This is a genomic window from Micromonospora sp. NPDC049049, from assembly GCF_040649115.1.
Taxonomy (GTDB): domain Bacteria; phylum Actinomycetota; class Actinomycetes; order Mycobacteriales; family Micromonosporaceae; genus Micromonospora.
This window is the reverse complement of record NZ_JBEZEX010000007.1, coordinates 195,159-214,937: the sequence shown is the minus strand read 5'-3', so window position 1 is coordinate 214,937 and position 19,779 is coordinate 195,159. Positions and strand designations below refer to the sequence as shown.

The window sequence follows — 19,779 nt, the reverse complement described above, 5'->3', positions numbered from 1 at the left end:
CGTCCGCGCGGGGGGGCGCTGTCATCCGACGAGGCCCACCGGTGACCGGGCGGGACGGTGGCGCAGCAGCCGCCACGTCGGCAACACACTGGACAGCACCGCGAGCAGCAGGCACAGCCCCACCACCCCGGCGATCACCGACCATGGCATCACCAGGTCGACGGGGGCACCGACCTGCTCGGCGAGGCCGGCGCTGATGCTGAGCAGACCGACGAACGCGACAGCCCCACCCAGCAGCGCGCCGATCAGGACCACCAGCGCGGACTCCGCCGTGACCAGCCAGATGACCTGCCGTCGGGTCGCCCCGGCCATCCGGATCAGCCGCAGGTCCGCGGCGCGGCCGGCGGCGGCCAGCAGAAGCGTGTTGGCCACCGCGACGGCCCCGTAGCCGGCGGACACCCCGATCAGCAGCAGTGTGAAGAGCCAGACGAGGCGGTCCTCGGCGGCGTCCGCCTCGGCCGCCCAGCCCGGCACGTCGAGGATCCGCGCGCCGACCGGTGGATCGATGCGGTCCCGGACGTACACGGTGGACGTCAGCGCCGACGGGTCGTGCGCCCGCACCACGGCCCGGGGCACCAGCAGGTCGCCGGGGATCGAGGTGTCGTCGACCACGGCGACGACGCGCAACGGCACCGTCGTCCCGTCGGCGAAGACCACCGGGTACGGCTCCGACGGCAGGCGGTTCGCCGAGGCGGTGACCACCACCGTGTCGTCGCCCCTCAGGTCGTTCAGCGAACCGGCGACGACGGTGAGCACCCGGTTCGCGGCGGCGAAGCCCTCCGGGTCCACGCCGAGCGCGGTCATCGGCCGGTCCGGTGGCGACGTTCCGGGGTCGGTGCGGTAGACGGTGGTCGGCAGGAGCGCGGTGCCACCGGTCGCGGCGACGGCCCGGTCGGACAGGCCGGGTGCGCGGTCCGGCACGACGATCCAGCCGGCGTTCACGTTATCCGCCCGACCCGCGGCGTACGCGGCGGTGCTGGTGCGCACCATCCCGGACACCAGCACCGCGAACGCGACAGTGAGCAGCACCGGCGCGGCGATGGCGGCGGTCCGCCGGGTCGCGGTCAATGCCCCGCCCCGGACCAGCATCCCGATCGCGCCACCGGGCCGACGCACCGGAGAACGCAGCAGGCGCACCAGCGGCCCGACCACCACCGGGGCGAGCACCGTGGTGCCGGCCACCAACGCCATCACCGCGTAGAGCGCGTACTGCGCCCCCACCCGAGCCTCGTCGGCGGTCGCCGTGCCGAGGCTGAGCGCGGCCCCCGCCGCGAGGAGCAGCACCCCGGTGGCGGCGCGCACCCGCCCTACCGGTCGCTGTTCCACAGCAGCCTCGCGTAACGCCTCCAACGGGCGGACCCGCGCCGCCCGGCGGGACGCCGACCAGACGGCCAGCACCGCGATCACCGGCCCGGCCGCGAGCGAGACCGCGATCGGCCAGAGTTCGTAGCGGACCCGGAAGGTCGACGGTTCGAAGCCGACGTCGACCAGCAGCCGACCCAGCAACGGGGCGAGCGCCGCGCCCACCAGCAGGCCGACGAACCCCGCCGAGACGCCGATGGCGAGCGCCTCGGCGTACACCATCCGGCGGACCTGGCCGCCGGTGGCACCGACGGCGCGCAGCAGACCCAGCTCACGGCGGCGCTGCGCGATGGTGAACGCGAAGGTGGAGGCGACCACGAACACCGTGACGAAGCCGGCGAGCGCCGCCGTGGCGGCGAGCACCTGCATGCCGATCCACCGGGTACGGGCGTCGCCGCGCGGCTCCAGCGCACCACGGGCGGCACCGGTGAACACCAGTCCGTCGCCGCCGACGACTCCGCGAGCCGCCGTGGCGATCCGCTCGGGGTCGGCGTCCGGGGCGAGCACCAGCCCGATGGCCCGCACGCCGGGCGCGAGCGCGGCGGCGACCTCGTCCGCGACGTGGACCCCGGGTCCGTCGACCAGACCGGTGACGGTGTACGACTCCGGGCCCGCCGCGGTCAGCAGTGTGACCGGTGCGCCGGCGCGCAGTCCGAGCGCGCTGTCGACGACCACCTCGCCGGGCCGGCGGGGTGGCTCGCCAGCCGTGAGGCGCAGCCCACCCAGTTGGGCGCTGGACCAGCCGTGCCCCTGGTAGGCGTCCTCGCGCCGGGTGTCGGCGGCCGAAGGCCGGCCGTCGACGAGCGGCTGGGCGTAGAAGGTGCGGTCCGGCACCGCCGTCACCACGTCCGGCAGACCGGCCAGTCTGCCGACCAACTCCGCCGCCGCGCTGGCCGACCAGGGCCGGGTCGGCACGAACTCCTCAGCGGACGCGCCCGCCTCGGGGCTCTGCACCACGACCGCCGCCCGCGCCAGCCGGTCCGGCACCTGCGGGCGGCCGGAGGCGAGCAGCAGGGTGGCCGCCGCGACAAGCGTGACCCCGATGGCCACGGCCACGAAGGCGCTGGTCGACCGCCGGACACTCAGCACGACGACTCCGCGACGGCTTCCCGCTGGGCGATCCGGGCGGCGACGGCGGCGGCGGTGAACCCGCCGGTCAGCTCGTCGACGACGCGGCCGTCGGCCAGCAGGAGGACCCGATCGGCGTACGCGGCGGCGGCGGGATCGTGGGTCACCATCACGACGGTCTGCCCGTGGTCGTCGACGAGTGCCCGCAGCAGCCGGAGCACCTGCCGGGAGGACGCGCTGTCCAACGCCCCGGTCGGCTCGTCGGCGAAGACCACCGCCGGGCGGGTGATCAACGCTCGGGCCACGGCGACGCGCTGCTGTTCCCCGCCGGACAACTCACTCGGCCGGTGCCCGGCCCGGTCGGCGAGACCGACGGCGTCGAGGGCGGCGACCACGTCCCCGGCCGGCGGGCGACGGCGGGCCAGGCGCGACGGCAACTCGACGTTCTGCGCGGCGGTCAGCGTGGACACCAAATTGAACGCCTGGAAGACGAAGCCGATCCGGTCGCGCCGCAGCCGGGTCAGCGCGTCCTCACTGAGGTTGTCGAGGCGGGTGCCGTCGATCGTGACGGTTCCCTCGGTCGGGCGGTCCAGCCCCGCCGCGCAGTGCAGCAGTGTCGACTTTCCCGAGCCGGAGGGCCCCATCACCGCCGTGAACGTGCCGCTCGCGAAGCGCGTGGACACGCCGTCGAGCGCCGTAACCCGCCGGGTGCCGGTGCCGTACACCGCTCGCAGCCCCGTCACTGTCACCGTGTCTGTGGTCATGACCGTTACGGTCCCGAACGCGGGGGGTACGGCGCGTCGTGCCGGAGCGGGCACTTTCCGGCCCTCCCCCGGGTGGATTCGCAGGCCCGGCAGCACCGGTACGTCGTCCTCGGGGATGACGGCCCACAGGCGGACGCGGTCGATCCAGCCGATCGTTACCGTTCGACTGGTGACTGCTCTCCTGTTGACCCGACGGATGCGGCCGGTGGACCTGTACACGGTGGACGCCCTGCTGGCGGTTGCCGTCGGCGGGTTGCTCTGCCCGTACGCCGCGCTGGAGTCGCCGCTGCACGGTGGCGTGCGCGAGCCGCTCTGGGTGTCGGTGCTGGTCGGGATGACCCTCGGGCTGCCGTTGGCCGTCCGGCGACGGTGGCCGATGGCGGTGGCCGTCGTGATCAGCTCCGTCGCCACCGTCGCCCTGATCACCGGGGTGATCCCCAACTACGCTGCCGCCGCTCCGGCGCTCGCCATCGGACTGTCCTTCTACACGGTGGCCGTGGCGACGCCCACCCGCCGGTCGCTGCTCTGCGCCGCCGGTTGCCTGGCGCTGGTGAGCGTCGGCCTGGTGCTGACCGCGGGGGACCTCTGGTCGCGGACCGGCGCTGTCGCCTACGCCGCCGTCATGGTCGCGCCGGCCTGGGTGATCGGTTGGCAGATCCGGGAGCGACGAGCCCTCGCCACCCGGCAGAGCGACCAGCTCGTTCGTCAGGCCGCCACCGAGGAGCGGTTGCGGGTGGCGCGTGAGCTGCACGACGTGGTCGCGCACACGCTCAGCCTCATAGTGGTCAAGGCGGCCGTCGCCAACCACGTCGCCGAGGCCGACCCCCGTGAGGCGGGTGCCGCGCTCCGGGTCATCGAGGAGACCGGCCGCACCGCGCTGACCGACGTGCGTCGGGTGCTCGGCGTGCTGCGCGAGGACAGCCCGTACGCGCCGACGCCAGGGCTGGACGAGTTGCCCCTCCTCGCCCGGCAGGCGGCGATCGGCGGCGTCGACGTGCAGCTCGACGTGCGGCGGGACGAGCCGGCGGGCGCGGTGCCGGAGTCGGTGGGCCTCGCTGTGTACCGGATCGTGCAGGAGGCGGTGACGAACGTGGTGAAGCACGCGGCGCCGGCCTCCTGCCGGGCCACGGTGACCGTCCTGCCCGACGAGGTGCGGGTGGAGGTGGCCGACGACGGCCAGCGGCCGGTCCTGCTCGACGGGGAGGGGCACGGGTTGATCGGCATGCGGGAACGGGTGGCGTTGCACGGCGGGGAGTTCCGCGCCGGGCCCCGCCCCGACGGTGGCTTCGCGGTGACGGCCAGCCTCCCCTACCGGGTGGCCGCATGATCCGCGTGCTGATCGTCGACGACCAGGCGTTGCTGCGCGGCAGTTTCCGGTTGCTGGTCGATCTCAGCCCGGACTGCACCACTGTCGGTGAGGCGGGCACCGGCGTGGAAGCTGTCGCGTTGACCGGGCAGCACCGGCCGGATGTGGTGCTGATGGACGTCCGGATGCCGGAGATGGACGGCATCGAGGCGACCCGGCGGATCTGCGCCGACCCGGCGACGGCCGACACCCGGGTCATCATCCTGACCACGTTCGACCTCGACGAGTACGTCTACGGGGCGCTGCGCGCCGGGGCCAGTGGGTTCCTGCTCAAGGACACCCCACCGGCGGATCTGCTGACCGGGATCCGGGTGGTCGCCGCCGGGGAGGGGCTGCTCGCGCCGACGGTGACCCGCCGGCTGATCGACGAGTTCGCCCGGCAGCCGGAGCCGACCCGGCCGCTGCCCCGCCAGCTCGACGGGGTGACCGATCGGGAACGGGAGGTCCTCGCGCTGATCGCCCGGGGCCTGTCCAACGCGGAGTTGGCCGCGCACCTCAACCTCAGCCAGGCCACCGTCAAGACGCACGTCGGGCGGCTGCTGACCAAACTGGCGGTACGCGACCGGGCGCAACTGGTCATCGTCGCGTACGAGACGGGCCTGGTGGGTCCCCACCGGTCGGGGTAGCGAGGTCGTGTGTCGACGAGGGCGCGGGAACATCCGATCTGGACGCCCCCGCGCCCCATCGAGATCAGCTGACGTACACCGACGCGCTGGTCGCCGACTGGAAGTCGGTAGAGGTGCCGGGGTAGACGACCCGCCAGAACCCAGCCGTCTTCCGGTAGATCGACGTGGCGAAGTCGTAACTGCCGCCAGCGTAGATGGTGGCCTGGGTGCCCCAGGTGTCGTCGTCGCCGGTCGCCGAGAACTGCACCTTCAGCGGCACCGTCCCCGGGGACAACCCGCCGTTGAACTCCATCTCGCCGCTGAGCGTCACAGTCGTCGCGTTCTCCCGGGCCGCCGAGAAACTGCGGAACGCGGCCGGTTGCAGCACGGAGATGTTCGTGCTGGCGACCGCGGCGCTGACGAAGTCGTCGTCCATCGAGTAACCCACCTGGAGGCGGCCGGTCTCGTACGGCGAGGTGGTCAGTGAGTACCGACCGTCCGCGTCCGTGGTGGCGGAGCCGAGGTACGTGCGGCAGTAGTCGGCGCTCATGCAGAGGGAAACCCCCGGCTCCACACCGGGCACCGGCACCCAGCCCTCCGGCGTCCGCCAGGTCAGCCGACCGCTCACCGTGACGTTCTCATCCTTGAGGATCTTGGGTCGGTCCGTGTCGATGGTGATCCGCATCGGCCGCTTGGTGATCGTGATGGCGGTCTCGGCCGAACGCGACGAGCCGTGGAAGAGATGGTCGTTGTCATAGCGGTAGTTCGCGTACACCTGCACGTCCTTGCGGCCGATCGTGACAGTGCCGGTGAAGGAACCGTCGGCCCTGGTGGTGACCGCGTCCCAACTGAAGTCGGCGTTCACCGTCATGGGGAATCTCCCCAGGGACCTGATCTCGCCGCTGCCCGGCCAGCGCCCCTTGAGCCATCCCCGCACTGTCACGTTGCGGTTCTCATAGGTCACAGTGGTGCGGTTCAGCGTGACGTTGTCGAAGAACGTGACCACCGAGTAGTCCAGGTCGCCGGCATCGGTCTGGGTGACGTGGTGACCGGCCTCGTCGGTGACCTCCACGTCGACCCGGTAGTAGCCGAGCTTGTCGAGGATGATCGGGTTGGATCGCCACACGCCGTCACGCTCGGTGCCGGACTGGAGGTAGAAGTCCTCCTGAACGGCAACCTCCGCCCCGGTGTTGTACTCGCGGATGTGCGCACGGACATCGGTGACGTCGCTGGGCGACGTGATGGACACCAGCAACGTGCCCCGATCGAGGTCGTAGTCGCTGTGGGCAGACGTGACGATCGGGATCTCGTCGGCGTGTGCGGTCGTGGGAAGCCCCACGATCGCTGTCGCTGCGGCGACGGCGATCGCCACGGCAAAGCGGGAACGGATCAAAGTTGACCTCCAGGGAAGACCGGCGATTCGCTCAGTGGCATCCGGCGGTGGGAGCTTATCGATCCCGTCCGACAGCTCCGCGCACACCGCTAGGCTGACGTCGTACCCATGTGGACGGAGGAGCCATGACCCGCTACGTCGCACTGCTGCGTGGGGTGAACGTCGGCAGCACCCGGCTGGCGATGGCCGACCTGCGTCGGATCGTCACCGACCTCGGGCACGAGGACGTCCAGACGTACCTGCAGAGCGGCAACGTGGCCTTCGGCAGCTCGGTGCGCGACGCGGAGAAGCTGGCCGCCGGCATCGCGCGGGCGCTGACCGACGAGCTGGCGTTGACCGTGCCGGTGCTGGTACGCAGCGCCCGGGAGCTGGCGGCGATCGCCGGCGGCAACCCGTACGCCGACCGGGAGGACGACCCGACGCGGCTGCTGGTGGCCTTCCTCGCCACCGCACCGGAGAAGTCCACAGCGGATGCCCTGGCCGTGCCTGGTGGCGAGAACGTGTCGTTCACTGTGACCGGCCGTGAGGTGTTCCTGCACTACGTCGACGGCGGTTACGGGCGGTCGAAGTTCACGAACGCGTACCTGGAGAAGAAGCTCGGCGTGGTGTCCACCTCCCGCAACTGGAAGTCGGTGCGGGCCCTGGCGGAGATGGCCGCCTCCTGACCGGGTGGGGGTCGCGGCTCGGCGACCCCCACCGACGCCGCTCAGAAGTGGTACGCGGTCTCGTACTCGGGCACCAGCACCCGGCTGCGCGGCGAGATCCGGCGCACCGCCGCGATCATCTCGTTCAGCCGGGTGCGGTCGGTCGGGGCGACCGGCGGCGGGTTCTGCAACGCCGTCTCGAAGTTGTCGTAGTGCACCGGCACCACGACCTTCGGGTAGTCCAGCCCTTCCAGCAGCCGGGGCAGGTAGTCGCCGGTGGTGGTGGCGTTCTGCATGGCCACCATCGCCACGTCGGGCGCGAGGCCGGTGAGGTTCCGCTCGGCGACGTCACTGGCCCCGGTGAAGTAGACCGACGGCCCGCCGTCGACCCGCAGCAGGTAGCCCAGCGTGTCGCCCTCCGGCAGGTCGGCGATGGTGGCCGGCTGCGGCGGCGGGCTCACCCGCACCCCGGGAAACGCCACCGAGTACGACGGGTTGCGGCTGTGCAGCGAGCCGACCACCTCGACGCTGTGGTCGCCGAAGTCCAGCACCTCCCCACCCTTCACGGAGCTGAGCTGCGTCGACGGCACGTCGTAGGCCAACCCCAGGTGGTACGCGGTCAGCGTGCCGAACACCCGCGCCCCGGTGCGCTTGGCGATGTACGGCACATCCATGAAGTGGTCCCAGTGGGTGTGCGTGACGAGCACCGTCGTGGCCCGGTCGACCCGCGGGTCGATCACGTCGGTGCGCACCGTCAACGTGGTGTCGGTCTTGAACGCCCCGGTGAACAGCCCGGTGTCGATCCGGCTGAGGAACGGGTCGACGAGAACGGTGCGGTCGCCGATGTCGACGCGCCAGCCGGCAGTACCCCACCAGCGGAAGCTGACCGCGCCCTTGCGGCGAGCGGTCGGCCCGGGGGCTGCGGCGGTCGAGGGCGCGGCCTGGGCCGGGGTGGCGACGCCGGCGGCCAGGCCACCGGCGGAGACCAGGGCGGTGGTGGCGGCGGCGTCGCGCAGGAAGCGTCGGCGGTCGAGACTGGGCATGCGGATGTACTCCCCGTGGTCGGGTGATGTGTCGACCACGAGCCAACCAGCGGCACCCGGCCGCGGTCCAAGATCAAGGACCGTCGACTTCGATACGCCGCCGAATATCGGTGCTGCTCAGCAGGGGTGCGGCGGCGCTCGGCGGGTCGCGAAATCAGTCGCCGCGCAGCGCCTCGACGGCAGTGCGGGCGGCCTCCCCCATCGCCAGGTCCACGTCGATGCGGCGCGGGGTCAACTGTTCGGCGCGGGCGAAGACCGCGATGGCGTACCGGCCGCCGTCGGGGTATTCGGCGACCCCGGCCTCCAGGTGGAACCCGGGCAGGGTGCCGGTCTTTCCGGAGACCCGGACGCCAGGCGGGAAACCGGCAGCCAGCCGGGTCCAGAAGATCTGCCGGGCCATCCAGGTGCGGACCATCGCGCAGGCCGCCGCCGGCCCGGCCTCGTCCCGCCAGATCAGCGTGAGCAGCCGGGTGATCTCCCGGGCGGTGCTGGACGTGGTGTGCGCGGGGTCGAAGACCCGCATCGCCCGCACCCGGTCCGCCGGCAGCGTGGGGAAGATGCGGGCGAACTCCGCCTCGGTCCGGGCGCCCACGTCGGCGAGCATCATCTCGACCAGTTCCCGAGGGCCACCGAGGACCCGGGTACGGGTCAGCCCCAGCTCGACGGCGAGCATCGGCAGCAGGTCCGGGCCGACCCGGCGCAGCAGCAGATCGGCGGCCGTGTTGTCGGTGACCGACATGGCGAAGTACGCGAGGTCGCGCAGCGACACCTCGGCGTCGTCGTCGCAGCCGGCCAGACCCCATCCACCGAGCCGGTCGGCGGCGGTGACCAGCACCCGCTCGGTCGGGTCCAGCTGACCGGCCTCGACCTGCCGGGCGAACTCCAACACCAGCAGGATCTTGAAGATCGAGGCGATCACCACCTGCTCGTCGGCCCGTACCCCGACCTCCCGAAGCCCGCCGCCCCCGACGGCGTCCGGGTCGACGGCGTCCAGGTCCACGACGTGCAGGCTGGCCGTCACCCCGACGGCGGCGAAGATGGCCCCGATGCGTTCCTCCACGTCCACGCCAGCACGGTAACCAGTGCCGCCCCGGTAGCGCTGGCGTAGGGTCCCGGCAGTGGATCTGCTCCGGCACCTGCGGCACTTCGTGGTGGTCGCACACGAACTGCACTTCGGCCGGGCCGCTGAACAGCTCGGGATGGCCCAGCCGCCGCTGAGCCAGTCGATCCAGCGGCTGGAACGGGAGCTGACCGTCGAGCTGTTCGACAGGTCCCGCCGCCAGGTGCGCCTCACCACCGCCGGTGAGCTGCTGCTCGGCGAGGCGGAGGAACTGCTCGCCGGCGAGGGTCGACTCCGCAGCCTGATGGGGCAGATCCGCGCCGGTGAGCTGGGCGTACTCCGGGCCGGGGTGCCGCCGGAGACGCCCGCCGTGACGTTGCGCTCGCTGCTGGACGGGCTCACCACCCGGGCGCCCGGCCTGGACGTGGAGCTGCACGAGCTGACCACCGCCGAGCAGGTGCGGATGCTCACCGAGCGGACCCTGGACGTGGGGCTCGTCCACCACCCGGTGGCGGCGGACGGGCTGCGCTTCGGCGCCCCTGTCGACGTACCCCTGGGGGTGCTGCTGCCGCGCACCTCGCCGCTGGCACGCGGCCGCGAGGTGACGCTCGCGTCGCTGGCCGGTCTTGATCTGGTGGCCGCTCCCCGCGCCACCGCCCCCGGCTGGCACGACCACCTGCTGGCGGTGTGCCGGCAGCACGGTTGGCGCCCGGACCGGGTGCGCCCGGCCCGCAACCCGGAGTTCCTCTGCGGGCTGGTGCTGGCCGGCGGCGGAGTGGCAGTGGAACCGGCGGCTGTGGCCCGCCGGGAACCCCGGATGGCCTGGCGGCCGATCACCGACGCGCCGCTGGCCAAGCGCACCTCGGCGGCCTGGCCGGACCGGTCGGCGCACCCGGCGGCGGCGATGTTCGGCCAACTCGCCGCGGAGGTGCTGGCCGCCGCCGAGCCCACAGTGCCCGCGCCGCCCGTGACGTCGGTGCCGGCGGCACGGCCGTGGCCGGTGCTGTTCGACACGACCGGGTGAACCGGTCCGCCGTTGCGTTCGTCACCTCCGGTTGGGCGGTGGATCGTCCACCCGCACGGGTATGGATGACAGGAAACGAAGACGCGAAGGAGCCGCAGTGGCAATCACGATTCCCGACATCAGCCTGAACGACGGCACCACCATTCCGCAGCTCGGCTTCGGGGTGTTCCAGATCGAGCCGAAGGACACCGTCTCGGCGGTGACCACCGCCCTTGAGGTGGGCTACCGGCACATCGACACCGCTGAGATGTACGGCAACGAGGCCGAGGTCGGCGAGGCGGTACGGATGTCCGGCCTCGACCGGGGCTCGGTCTACGTGACCAGCAAGCTCAACAACGGCTTCCACCGCCCCGACGACGCCCGCAAGGCGTTCGACTCGACCCTCGCGGCGCTGAAGATGGACCACATCGACCTGTTCCTGATCCACTGGCCGTTGCCGACCCTGTACGACGGCGACTACGTCTCGACCTGGAAGGTGCTGGAGGAGTTCCAGCGCGACGGCCGGGCCCGCTCGATCGGCGTGTCGAACTTCCAGGTGTCGCACCTGGAGCGGCTGGCCGACGAGGCGAGCGTCGTGCCGGCGGTCAACCAGATCGAGGCGCACCCGTACTTCACCAACGACGAGGTCCGCGCCTACGGCCGTGCGCACAACATCCTCACCGAGGCGTGGTCGCCCATCGCCCAGGGCAAGGTGCTCGACGACCCGACGGTGGTCGACATCGCCGGGCAGCTCGACCGGTCCCCGGCTCAGGTGGTGCTCCGCTGGCACGTGCAGCGCGGCGACATCATCTTCCCGAAGTCGACCACCCCGAAGCGGATCGAGGAGAACACCCGGATCTTCGACTTCGAGCTGGACGACGCGGCGATGGAGCGGATCACCGCGCTGGACAAGGGCGAGGCCGGCCGGCAGGGCCCGAACCCGGACACCTTCGCCTACGTCCCCCGCTGACCTGAGCCCGCCGCTCGGCGGGCAGGTCTCCTGAATGCGTGATGCCTCAGAGTCATCTTGATGACTGTGAGGCATCACGCTGTTTCCGGCGGGTCAATCACGCTGTTCCCGGCGCTCAGGAGCCGACGCGCTCGGCGATCCGACGGAACACCGCGTGGGTCGGCGATCCGGGCTCGGGGACGTAGACGATCATCCGCTGGTCGGTCTCCGGCACCAGCAGGACGCGGCACTCGAACTCCAACGGCCCCAGCTCGGGGTGCGGCACCCGCTTGACGACCGGTCGGCGTTCCTCGACGTCGTGCTCGGCCCAGAGCCGGGCGAACCGGGGTGAGGTGCCGAGCAGCTCGGTGACCAGATCACGGATCGCCGGGTCGGCCGGGTAGCGCCCGTAGGCGGCCCGCAGGTCCGCGACAGTGCTTCGCACGAATCGGATCACCTCGGCATCGGTCCAGTGGGCGCTGGTCGCCGGCTGCCGGAACGTCCAGCGGATCATGTTGCGGTCCGCGTCGGGCACTGCCGCGAGATCCCCCACGAAGTACGTGGCCAGGCGGTTCCAGGCCAGCACGTGGTACGCGGCGTCGACGAGGTACGCCGGGGTCTCGGTCATGGCGTCGAGCAGGTGCCGCAGCCCCGGAGTCACCTCCCGGCTCGGACCGACGGTGGACGGCGGGTTCTCCCCGGCGATCCGGAACAGGTACTCGCGCTCGTCCCGGCTCAACATGAGCGCCCGGGCCATCGACGCGAGCACCTGCCGGGACGGGTGCGGTCCGCGGCCCTGCTCCAGCCGGATGTAGTAGTCGATCGACATCCCGGCGAGCTGCGCGACCTCCTGCCGGCGCAGGCCGGGGGTACGTCGGCGTTCGCCCTCGGGGAGCCCGACCTCGGCGGGGCGCAGCCGGGCGCGGCGGGCACGCAGGAACGCCGCCAGTTCGTCACGCCGCAACCCGCTGCTCGTCATGACCCCAGCATGCCTCGACCCGGGCCGGCCAGGGTGGTACCACCGGTCCCAGCCTCGGCCCGTCTCTCCCGGGACGCCGTCGGCGCGGCCACGCTCTTCGTCATGACGAACACGATCGCCCTGATCACCGGGGCCAACAAGGGAATCGGCTTCGCCACCGCCCGGCAGCTCGGCGCCCAGGGGATGACAGTGTTGGTGGGCGCCCGGGACGCCGAGCGGGGTCGGGCAGCCGAACGGGAACTGCGCGACGGCGGCGCGGACGCCGTGTTCCTCCCGCTCGACATCACCGACGCCGAGTCGGTGACGGCCGCCGCGAAGCGGGTGGAGGCGGAGTACGGCCGGCTGGACGTGCTGGTCAACAACGCCGGCCTCGTCCTCGCCGACGGCGCACGAGGGCTGCCCAGCGAGACGACGGTGGCGACGCTGCGCCGGCTGTACGAGACGAACGTCTTCGGGGTGGTGGCGGTGACGAACGCGATGCTGCCACTGCTGCGCCGGGCGCCGGCCGCCCGGATCGTCAACGTGTCGAGCGAGGTCGGCTCGATCGCCCTGATGACCGACCCGGCCGGCGCGCTGTTCGAGCTGACCTCAGTGCCGTACCCGTCGTCGAAGGCGGCGTTGAACATGCTCACCGCGATGTACGCCAAGGAGCTGCGGGACACTCCGATTACTGTGAACGCGGCGAACCCGGGCTACTGCGCCACCGACCTCAACGGCAACAGCGGCTTCCGCACGGCCGACCAGGGCGCCGAGGTGAGCGTCCACCTGGCCACCCTGCCGGCCGACGGGCCGAGCGGGCTGCTCTGGGGCTTCCAGATGGACGCGGGCGGCGGGTACGGCGTGCTGCCCTGGTGACGGTGAGCGCTTGACCTGGAGCTGACCGCCGAGCAACGGCACCGCCTCGACACCACCTGGTGACCTGTCACCGGCCGCCCCGCCGACCTCAGCTCGCTGTCGGTGGGGCGGTCAGGTCGAGCTGCCAGTCGTTGGCCCGCATCATCTGCCCCGGCGGGTATTCGAAACCGGTCTCGCCGAGCAGCGTGAAGCCGGCCTTGCGGCACACCGCGTTCGAGGCGGGATTGTCGACCGAGGGGTAGGCGTGGGCGTAGTGCCGGTCCCGTCGGGCGCGGGCCACGTCCAGCACCGCGCGCACCGCCGCAGTGGCCAGCCCCTGCCCCCGGTACGCGGGCAGCACCGCCCAGCCCAGCTCGTACACCGGCTGGTCGCGCCACTCGCGGGCCCAGTAGCCGACGCTGCCCGCCCGCGCCCCGTCCGCCAGCACCAGCGTGAACATGCAGCCCTGCTGGGTGCCCGAGAAGTGCACGTACCTGTCGTGCCGGGCGAGCACCTGCTCGTCGGTCTCCGGGCCACCGGTGTGCTTGCGGGTCTCCGGTGAGTTGAGCTGCCGCAGCAGGTCGAGGTCGTCCTCGTGCCACGGCTCGATGCGTACCTGTGCCATTGCGCTCCCCCGTTCGTCGACCCCCAGTCAAGCCGATCCCACCGACATTTCGCCCCCGAACCACGCCCGCTAGATCGGATCTAGCGGGCGCCTGTCGTCACCTCGCGCCTTCACTGTGGAAGGGGGGTGGGCCATGGCACCGTTGCGGATCACCGTGATCGTCGGCAGCACCCGGGAGGGGCGGGTCGGCGACCGGCTGGCGCACTGGTTCGTCGAGCAGGCCGCGCGGCACGACGACCTGACGGTGACGGTCGTTGACCTGACCGAGTACGACTTCCCGGCCACCTACCCCGCCGAGCCGACCGCGTCCATCCGGGCGTTCGTCAGCGAGGTGGGCCGGGCGGACGCGTTCGTCGTGGTCACCCCCGAGTACAACCACAGCTTCCCGGCACCCTTGAAACAAGCCATCGACTACGCGTACGACGAGTGGCAGGCCAAAGCGGTCGGCTTCGTGTCGTACGGCTGTCGGTCCACCGGCCTGCACGCGGTCGACCAGTTACGTACCGTCTTCACCGCACTGCACGCGATGACGGTGCGCGACGTCGTCGGGATCGACCTGCTCGCCGGCGAGCCGACCGCCCAGTGCACCGACGAGCTGCGACGCGACGTCGGCGTCCTGCTCGACCAGCTGCGCTGGTGGGGTCTGGCACTGCGCGACGGCCGGGCGGCTCGACCCTACGTCTCCTGAACACGTCCGACGCGAAAGGTAAGGATCATGAGTAGACGCACCACCGGTCTGGCCATCGAGGCAGAGGGGCTGACCCGCTCGTTCGGGGACACCCGGGCGCTGGCCGGCATCGACCTCCAGGTGCCCGCCGGCACCGTCTACGGCCTGCTCGGCCCGAACGGCGCGGGCAAGACCACGGCGGTCCGGGTGCTCGCCACCCTGCTGCGACCCGACGGCGGCTCGGCCCGGGTCTTCGGGCACGACGTGGTCACCGAGGCCGACAAGGTCCGGTCCCGGGTCAGCCTCACCGGCCAGTACGCCTCCGTCGACGAGGACCTGACGGGTACGGAGAACCTGGTGCTCCTGGCTCGCCTGCTCGGCCTGCGCAAGCCGGCCGCTCGGGATCGCGCCGCGGCACTGCTGGCCGCGTTCGGGCTGACCGATGCGAGCGACCGCCAGGTGAAGAAGTACTCGGGCGGCATGCGGCGACGCATCGACATCGCCGCCAGCATCCTGAACACCCCGGATCTGCTCTTCCTCGACGAGCCGACGACCGGCCTCGACCCGCGCAGCCGCAACCAGGTGTGGGAGATCATCCGGGCGGTGGTGTCGCACGGCACGACGGTGCTGCTGACCACCCAGTACCTCGACGAGGCCGACCAGCTCGCCGGGCGGATCGCTGTCGTCGACAACGGCCGGGTGATCGCGGAGGGCACCCCGGGTGAGCTGAAGTCGTCGATCGGCTCCGGCACCGTCCACCTGCGACTGCGCGACCCCGCTCAGCGCTCCGAGGCGGAACGGGTGCTCCGGGAGGCGCTCGACGTGCCGGTGCAGCTCGCCGCCGACCCGGTGGCGTTGACCGCCCGCGTCGGCGAGGCCGGCACCGACCTCGACGCCAGCTCCCAGGCCGCTCGCGTACTCGGCGACCTGGCCCGCGCCGGCATCGTGGTCGACAACTTCTCCCTCGGCCAGCCGAGCCTGGACGAGGTCTTCCTGGCCCTGACCGACCACCCCGCCGTGCCGACCGACGAGCGCGACGACGAGCTGGAGGCAGCCCGATGAGCGACACCACGACCACCACTACCGAGCGGGCGCCGACCGTCTACGTTCCGTCCGCCGAGGCGCTGGCCACTGTGCTCGCGCCCGGTTCCCGACCGCCCCGGCCGAGCGCGCTGAGCGCGTCGCTCACCTTCGGCTGGCGGGCCATGCTGAAGATCAAGCACGTGCCGGAGCAGCTCTTCGACGTGACCGCGTTCCCGATCATCATGGTGCTGATGTTCACGTACCTGTTCGGTGGCGCCCTCGCCGGCAGCCCGCGTGACTACCTGCAGTTCTTCCTGCCCGGCATCATGGTGACCAGCGTCGTCATGATCACCATGTACACCGGCGTCGGCCTCAACACCGACATCGAGAAGGGCATCTTCGACAGGTTCCGGACGCTGCCCATCTGGCGTCCGGCCGCCCTGGTCGGCATGATCTTCGGCGACGTGCTGCGCTACATCCTCGCCGCCGTGGTGATCCTGAGTCTTGGGCTGGTGCTCGGGTTCCGCCCCGAGGGCGGGGTGGTCGGGGCTGTTACCGGGATCGGGCTGCTGGTGATCTTCTCGTTCGCGTTCTCCTGGGTGTGGACGTTCTTCGGGCTGATCCTGCGCAGCGAGAAGTCGGTGATGGGGGTCAGCATGATGGTGCTGTTCCCGCTGACGTTCCTGAGCAACGTCTTCGTCGAGCCGAGCACCATGCCCGGCTGGCTCCAGGCGTTCGTGAAGGTCAACCCGGTGACGCAACTGGTGGCCGCGATCCGGGGAGCGATGAGCGGTGACTCGGACCCGTCGGCGACGATGTGGCTGCTGCTGTGGAGCGCCGGCTTCGTCCTGGTCTTCGGCACCCTGACCATGTACAAGTACAACCGCCGCTAGCCCACCCCACCCACCCCCGCGATCTTGCACTTTCTGTCCCGACAAGGGTGACGAATCCACCTGAACCGGCGACCGAAAGTGCAAGATCGCGGAGGGCTGGGGTGCGGTCAGAGCTGCCAGGGCAGCGCGTTGGGGGGTTGGTAGCGGCAGGTCGTTCCGGTGGAGACCGTTTCGCGCAGGTGGCTCGCCAGTGCCGGGTGCCGGTCGTCGAGCTTGCGGAGCGCGTCGCGGATTCGTGCTGTCACCGTCTTGCGGGCCCGCTCGGCCTCGTCGCCCAGGCGACGGCTCCGGCCGGCGAGGCCCGCCGCGGCACGCAGCTCGTCGAGCAACGCAACCCGCTCGGCGTCCAGCTTGGACACCTTCCGGTCGTCGTCGCGGGCGGCGGCCCGGTCGATCTCCTCGTCGAGGCGGGCCAGGTGCCGCCGGTAGCGGGCCTTCGCCTCCTCGTCGAGGACCGGATCGGCGCCCAGCCGCCGGGCGGCCACCAGCTCCGGTCCGGCCGCCGGGTCGAGCAGTTCGACGGCCGGCACGTCGCTGCCGGGCCGGCTGAGCAGCAGGTGCAGGTCATGCAGGCCCTTGGCGTCGGGCAGGTGCGCCACGACACTGTCGTACACCAGTTGCCAGACCCGCCCGTCGCGCCGAAACTCGTACCCCTTGACCGCAGCCGCGACCGGCGCGGCACGACCGGGCGCGACAACCTGGCCCGACCCGACGGCCTGGCCCCAACCCGCAACCTGACCCAGCGAGACGGCCTGGTCCGGGTGGTGGATGTCGCGGACTGTCGGGGCGGCGAGCCGGTGGAGCACCTGCGTCATGCCGAGGGCGGTCGCCTCCTGGACGGCGGCGGCGCGCAACGCTGCCGACGTCGTCGAGTCGCCCGGGTGACCTCGGCCGGCGAGGGCGTTCGCGAGGCCGGTGCGGGCGAGCAGCGACCAGGTTCGGGAGCCCATCCGGTCGGCGGAGTCCCGGGCGGCGATGAATCCGGCGATGGCGTCGTCCCAGCGTTCCTGGGCGGCGTCGATCAGTGCCACCCAGTGGTCGACGGGGCCGCTGATGTCGCAGCCGAAGAGCCCCACCATCCACTCCCCACGGTGTGGGGTGAGCGCGGCCCGCGCGGCATCGCAGCGCTTCGGGTCGGCGGACGCGGCGGCGGCCTGAGCGCGGAGTCGGAGCCAGAGCGGTGACACCGGGCGCGGGTACCGGGTTGCGGTGGCCTCGATGCCGACGGTCAACCGGAGCGCCGTCTCGCCGTCGCCACGCTCCGCGGCGGTGATAGCTCGCAGCAGCTCCCGGTACGGGTAGTCCGTCGGGGCGAGCCCCTCCACGAGCGCGGAGGCCTCGTCGACCCGGCCCTGGAGCAGCAGCCGGGACCAGCGCAGGTGATGGCCCATGAAACCGAACTCGGCGTAGCTCGGGTCGGCCTGGTCGGTGAGGAAGGCGAACCGCTCGTCGGCCGTGGCGAAGTCGCCCTGGAACGCCGCGATGATCCCGCTGTCGACGGCCGCCGCCATCCGGTGCCGGGCGAAGTCACCCTCCCGTTCGGCGTCGACGAAGGTGACGAGCTCCTCGACGAAGCGCGGGTCGCCCAGCTCCAGCAGCGCCACCCAGCGCAGCGAGGTGGCCCACAGCTCGGTTTCCCGGTCGCCGGTCCGCCGGGCCACGGCCCGGATCTCGGCGGTGAGCGCGGCTCGGGTCGCGGCGGTGCCGAGCCCCCAGGTCGTGTCGTGGCGGGCCCAGAGGCTGAAGGTGAGCGCCTCGTCGTCCTGCCCTCGACGGGCGATCGTCTCGCTGGCGGTGATCAGGTCGGCGACCAGGGCGCCGACCGGCGCGGTGGCATCCGGTTCGCTGATCAACCGGCGGTACGCCTCGCGCACCAACTCCGCCGCTTCGGCCGACTGGGCAGCGTCCACCTGGCGGGCGCGGTTGACGATGAGCGCGACCCGGGCCAGCAGCACCGGGTCGTCGAGTGACCGGGCCAGCTTGGCGGCCTCGGCCAGCAGCCTCGTGACCTCTTCCCGGTCGGCGTGGTGGTAGTGCGACTCGGCGAACTCGACGAGGATCCGCACCCGTTGTACCGGGTCTTCGACCACCTCAAGGGCTCGGCGGAAGTGCAGTGCCGCCTCGTCGCCCGCCAGCCGGGCGAACGCGGCCCGGCCGGCGGCGAGCAGCAGCGTGGCCACCCGGGCCCGGTCGAGCGCGGGACCGGCGAGGTAGGCGTGGCGGGCGAGGTCGGCGGGGATCAGCCGGTCGGTCAGCTCCCGCAGGTCGTCGACCGCCCGGACGACCGCACCGTGCCGGGCCCGCCGGTCGTCGTCGGTCAGCCCGTCGTAGAGGGTTTCGCGGACCAGGTCGTGGGCGAAGGCGAAGCGGCCACCGCCCCGGGCGACCACCAGTCGGGCGGTCACCGCCCGGTCGAGCAGCCGGTCGACCTGCGCCGCGGGAGCGGCCGCGCAGGCCGCGAGGACCTGACGGTGGAACTCGCGACCCAGTACGGCGGCGACGGTCAGCGCCTCCACCACGGTGGCGGGCAGTTGAGCGAGGCGCCGGCGCACCGCCTCCCGTACGCCGGGTGCGATGGTGCCGACCGCGTCGTCGGCGTGCCACAGCCGCGCTGTCTGTTCGACGAAGAACGGGTTGCCGCCGGTACGCCGGTGCACCTCGTCGACAAGGCTGGCCTCGGGCTCCCGGCCGGCGGTCCGGGTCATCAGCGCGGCCACCTCGTCGCGGGTGAAACCGGTGAGGGTGATGGTGGTGGCCTTCGCGACCAGCGGCATCAGCAGCGGGCGCAGAGGGTGCTCGCCCGACTCGACCTCGGCGTCGCGGTAGGTGCCGATCAGCAGGAGTCGCTCAAACCAGGTGTGCTGGGCGGCGAAGCTCAGCAACCGCAGTGAGGCCGGGTCGGCCCAGTGCAGGTCGTCGAGGACGACCACCACCGGCCGGTGCTGGGAGACGGCGACCAGGGCGGCGGTCACCGCGTCGTACAGCGCGAACGCCTCCTGGTCGGCGGCGTCCGGGCCGGGGTCGACGCCTGCCCAACCGACGAGGCGACCGGCCTGCTCGCCGTCGGCACCGGATTGGCCGAGCAGGGCCGCGAGGGCCGGCTCGGCGGACTGCCGCGCCACCGCCCAGTCGTCGGCGGAGCGCCGCAGGGCACGCAGCACCTGTACCCACGGCCAGTAGCCGGGGGCGCTGTCGGAGTCCCAGCAGGCGGCACCGAGCACCAGCGCGCCCCGCTGGCGGGCCTCCCGGGCCGCCGACGTGACGAGGGTCGTCTTGCCGATGCCCGGCTCGCCGGTGACCAGGGCGAGACCGCCGTGGCTGGTGGTGGCGCGATCCACCTCGGCGCGCAGCAGACCTACGGGGTGATCCCGCCCGATGATGGCGTCGCCGAGCGCGTCCATGGTTCCCAGACGGTACTGGACCTGTCCGACAGCGCGAGCGGGTTAATGCGGTGAACGAGTCGATCCCATCACTCCCTATGCTTCCCTGTGGGGGTAGCAT

At 72.1% G+C, this 19,779-nt stretch carries 17 protein-coding genes; 9 read left to right on the top strand and 8 right to left on the bottom strand.

The genetic code is table 11. The annotated features are described in order from the left end of the window. Positions 1–21 precede the first annotated feature (21 nt). Together AB0B68_RS10690 and AB0B68_RS10685 are read right to left on the bottom strand one after the other, a co-directional pair. Complete coding sequence (locus tag AB0B68_RS10690) at positions 22–2,451, bottom strand: ABC transporter permease (protein ID WP_357259266.1); 2,430 nt, start codon at positions 2,449–2,451, stop codon at positions 22–24. Further along, the gene (locus tag AB0B68_RS10685; protein ID WP_357259263.1) at positions 2,445–3,194 is read right to left on the bottom strand and encodes an ABC transporter ATP-binding protein; all 750 of its coding nucleotides are present in this window, start codon (positions 3,192–3,194) and stop codon (positions 2,445–2,447) included. The genes AB0B68_RS10690 and AB0B68_RS10685 overlap by 7 nt, the downstream gene beginning before the upstream one ends. 169 nt (positions 3,195–3,363) lie before the next feature. Between AB0B68_RS10685 and AB0B68_RS10680 the strand changes: the two genes are divergently transcribed. Together AB0B68_RS10680 and AB0B68_RS10675 are read left to right on the top strand one after the other, a co-directional pair. Beyond that, positions 3,364–4,521, top strand: a complete 1,158-nt coding sequence (locus AB0B68_RS10680) for a sensor histidine kinase (protein WP_357259259.1) — start codon at positions 3,364–3,366, stop codon at positions 4,519–4,521. Then, positions 4,518–5,186 (top strand): response regulator transcription factor, encoded by a 669-nt coding sequence (locus AB0B68_RS10675; protein ID WP_357194925.1) that lies wholly within the window; start codon positions 4,518–4,520, stop codon positions 5,184–5,186. The genes AB0B68_RS10680 and AB0B68_RS10675 overlap by 4 nt, the downstream gene beginning before the upstream one ends. Positions 5,187–5,250: 64 nt before the next feature. Here AB0B68_RS10675 and AB0B68_RS10670 read toward each other — a convergent pair whose 3' ends face one another. Beyond that, positions 5,251–6,558 carry a hypothetical protein gene (locus AB0B68_RS10670; protein WP_357194928.1) on the bottom strand — a complete coding sequence of 436 codons (1,308 nt, stop codon included), beginning with the start codon at positions 6,556–6,558 and terminating at the stop codon, positions 5,251–5,253. A 125-nt stretch (positions 6,559–6,683) separates the two neighbouring features. On the opposite strand from AB0B68_RS10670, the gene AB0B68_RS10665 reads away from it, so the two are divergent. Continuing rightward, on the top strand, positions 6,684–7,223 hold the full coding sequence (locus tag AB0B68_RS10665; protein ID WP_357194931.1) for a DUF1697 domain-containing protein: 540 nt from the start codon (positions 6,684–6,686) through the stop codon (positions 7,221–7,223). Between the two features lie 41 nt (positions 7,224–7,264). On the opposite strand, the gene AB0B68_RS10660 is transcribed toward AB0B68_RS10665, so the two are convergent. Together AB0B68_RS10660 and AB0B68_RS10655 are read right to left on the bottom strand one after the other, a co-directional pair. Continuing rightward, positions 7,265–8,245, bottom strand: coding sequence for an MBL fold metallo-hydrolase (locus AB0B68_RS10660; RefSeq protein WP_357194934.1), 981 nt, complete (start codon positions 8,243–8,245; stop codon positions 7,265–7,267). Between the two features lie 154 nt (positions 8,246–8,399). Then, a complete protein-coding gene (locus tag AB0B68_RS10655) occupies positions 8,400–9,311 on the bottom strand; it encodes a serine hydrolase (protein WP_357194937.1) in 912 nt (303 codons plus the stop codon). A 52-nt stretch (positions 9,312–9,363) separates the two neighbouring features. Here AB0B68_RS10655 and AB0B68_RS10650 point away from each other — a divergent pair, with 52 nt between their 5' ends. After that, a complete protein-coding gene (locus AB0B68_RS10650; protein WP_357259255.1) occupies positions 9,364–10,329 on the top strand; it encodes a LysR family transcriptional regulator in 966 nt (321 codons plus the stop codon). A gap of 97 nt (positions 10,330–10,426) precedes the next feature. Then, complete coding sequence (locus tag AB0B68_RS10645) at positions 10,427–11,278, top strand: aldo/keto reductase (protein WP_357194943.1); 852 nt, start codon at positions 10,427–10,429, stop codon at positions 11,276–11,278. A 115-nt stretch (positions 11,279–11,393) separates the two neighbouring features. Here the strand turns inward: AB0B68_RS10645 and AB0B68_RS10640 are convergent, their stop codons facing one another. Next, a complete protein-coding gene (locus AB0B68_RS10640; RefSeq protein ID WP_357259252.1) occupies positions 11,394–12,236 on the bottom strand; it encodes a helix-turn-helix transcriptional regulator in 843 nt (280 codons plus the stop codon). Between the two features lie 102 nt (positions 12,237–12,338). On the opposite strand from AB0B68_RS10640, the gene AB0B68_RS10635 reads away from it, so the two are divergent. Next, positions 12,339–13,091: an SDR family oxidoreductase gene (locus tag AB0B68_RS10635; protein ID WP_357259249.1), complete on the top strand. Its 753-nt coding sequence runs from the start codon at positions 12,339–12,341 to the stop codon at positions 13,089–13,091. 88 nt (positions 13,092–13,179) lie between these two features. Here the strand turns inward: AB0B68_RS10635 and AB0B68_RS10630 are convergent, their stop codons facing one another. Beyond that, on the bottom strand, positions 13,180–13,695 hold the full coding sequence (locus AB0B68_RS10630; protein ID WP_357259245.1) for a GNAT family N-acetyltransferase: 516 nt from the start codon (positions 13,693–13,695) through the stop codon (positions 13,180–13,182). Positions 13,696–13,828: 133 nt separating this feature from the next. On the opposite strand from AB0B68_RS10630, the gene AB0B68_RS10625 reads away from it, so the two are divergent. The 3 genes from AB0B68_RS10625 to AB0B68_RS10615 are packed head-to-tail and all read left to right on the top strand — an operon-like array spanning position 13,829 to position 16,278. Continuing rightward, complete coding sequence (locus tag AB0B68_RS10625) at positions 13,829–14,383, top strand: NAD(P)H-dependent oxidoreductase (RefSeq protein ID WP_357194954.1); 555 nt, start codon at positions 13,829–13,831, stop codon at positions 14,381–14,383. Between the two features lie 27 nt (positions 14,384–14,410). After that, positions 14,411–15,424 (top strand): ATP-binding cassette domain-containing protein, encoded by a 1,014-nt coding sequence (locus AB0B68_RS10620; protein WP_357194957.1) that lies wholly within the window; start codon positions 14,411–14,413, stop codon positions 15,422–15,424. Then, complete coding sequence (locus tag AB0B68_RS10615) at positions 15,421–16,278, top strand: ABC transporter permease (protein WP_357194960.1); 858 nt, start codon at positions 15,421–15,423, stop codon at positions 16,276–16,278. Before AB0B68_RS10620 ends, AB0B68_RS10615 begins: the two co-directional genes overlap by 4 nt. A gap of 107 nt (positions 16,279–16,385) precedes the next feature. On the opposite strand, the gene AB0B68_RS10610 is transcribed toward AB0B68_RS10615, so the two are convergent. Next, the gene (locus AB0B68_RS10610) at positions 16,386–19,679 is read right to left on the bottom strand and encodes an AAA family ATPase (protein ID WP_357259242.1); all 3,294 of its coding nucleotides are present in this window, start codon (positions 19,677–19,679) and stop codon (positions 16,386–16,388) included. Positions 19,680–19,779: the final 100 nt, after the last annotated feature.